At 71.2% G+C, this 1,598-nt stretch carries 3 protein-coding genes; 2 read left to right on the plus strand and 1 reads right to left on the minus strand.

The window, feature by feature from the left end:
- Positions 1–70 precede the first annotated feature (70 nt).
- Both DBR10_RS18100 and DBR10_RS18105 read left to right on the plus strand, forming a co-directional pair.
- Positions 71–754, plus strand: a complete 684-nt coding sequence (locus DBR10_RS18100; protein WP_442861130.1) for a TPM domain-containing protein — start codon at positions 71–73, stop codon at positions 752–754.
- Positions 755–866: 112 nt separating this feature from the next.
- Complete coding sequence (locus DBR10_RS18105) at positions 867–1,298, plus strand: DUF1330 domain-containing protein (RefSeq protein ID WP_108506340.1); 432 nt, start codon at positions 867–869, stop codon at positions 1,296–1,298.
- 149 nt (positions 1,299–1,447) lie between these two features.
- Here DBR10_RS18105 and DBR10_RS20335 read toward each other — a convergent pair.
- On the minus strand, positions 1,448–1,598 hold a 151-nt coding region (locus DBR10_RS20335; RefSeq protein ID WP_233243483.1), incomplete at its 5' end, for a hypothetical protein.

A 1,598-nucleotide genomic window follows, 5' to 3' on the forward strand; every position in this document is an offset into this window, starting at 1 on the left:
GCGGCGGATTCTCCGGCGGCGGGGGCTCGTTCGGCGGCGGCGGCAGTTCGGGGAGCTGGTGATGCGCAAGATGACCCTACAGGACCAGGCCCGCATCGCCGAGGCCGTGGAAGCGGCCGAAAAGACTACCGCCGGCGAGATCTTCTGCGTCCTGGCACCCGAGGTGTCGGAGAACCGCGAGGTGCCCCTGATCTGGGCAGCAGCGGCGGCCCTGATTCTGCCGGCCGGCGGCCTGCTGGCCGGGATGCGACCGGACATGCTGACCCGGCTGTTCGGCGGCTGGACGGTCGGCCATGCCTCGGCCACCGACGCGACCATCCTGTCGACACTGTCGATCTATATCGGCCTGCAGGCGGCGATCTTTGTCCTGACCACCCTGCTGGTCTCGATCCCGCCGGTCCGCCGCGCCCTGACGCCCCGCGCCCTGAAGGCGTCAGCCGTCCGGCGCGCCGCCATGGAGCAGTTCCTCGGCCAGGGCCTGCACCTGACCCGCGACCGGACCGGGGTGCTGATCTTCGCCGCCCTCGCCGAACGCCGGGTCGAGGTCATTGCCGATGAGGGCATCTACAAGGCCGCGCCCCAGACGGTGTGGGACGAGGTCCGGGCCGATCTGGTCGCCGGTCTGGCCAGGGGCCGCATCGCCGACGGCTTTGTCGCGGCCGTGACCCGCACTGGCCAGATCCTCTCGGCCCATGTGCCGGTCCGCACCGGCGACCGCAATGAGCTCCCCGACGGCCTGACCATCCTGCCCTGATCCGGGTCGGCGGGCCTGCCCGCAAGGGTCAGGTCAAGGAGGGGTCTGGCATCGACGGCAGGCCTGGTCGATAGTCCGGGGCAGAACGCCAAAGCGTCGCCCCGGAGGAACCATGTCCAGCATCGACCCCACCCGCGCCCAGTTCGACGCCTTCAAGGCCCTGCCGCGCGATAGGCCGATCCAGATGCTGAACCTGGTCCGCCTTCGCCCGCTGGCCGACTATCCGGCCGACCATCCCGACCACGGCAAGGGGCTGAGCGGGCTGGAGGCCTATCGCGCCTATGGCCGCACCACGGCCGAGCTGTTCAGGCGGGTCGGCGGTCGCCAGATCTGGACCGGGCGTCCCGAGACCGTCGTCACCGGCCCGGCCGACGAACGCTGGGACCTGGCTTTCATCGCCGAATATCCCGATGCCAGGGCCTTCCTCGCCATGGTCACCGACACTGATTACCGCGAGTGGGTCAAGCACCGGCAGGCGGCCGTCGAGGACTCGCGGCTGATCCGCCTGGCTCCGCTGACGCCGGGCGACGGGTTCGGGGAGTAGGGGCAGGGAGTAGGGGCGGAAGACTTGCCCCCTACGGGCTGCTTCGCAGCCGTCTTCCCCCGGAGGGGGAAGATAAGGTTCGCGCGTCTCATCTTCCCCCTCCGGGGGAGGAGCGCCGCAGGCGCGGAGGGGGCCAGTAACGCCGAGCCCTACTCCGCCGCCAGGGCCATGGGAGCGGACTGGGCCCCGCGCACCAGCCGTCCCGGCAGAGCCCCGGTCGGCTCGCCGTCGCGGTAGGTGACCGTCCCCGCCACGATCGTGGCCACATAGCCGTGGGCCTTCTGGGTCAGACGCCGCCCG

Source organism: Caulobacter sp. HMWF025 (genome assembly GCF_003060965.1).
Lineage (GTDB): Bacteria > Pseudomonadota > Alphaproteobacteria > Caulobacterales > Caulobacteraceae > Caulobacter.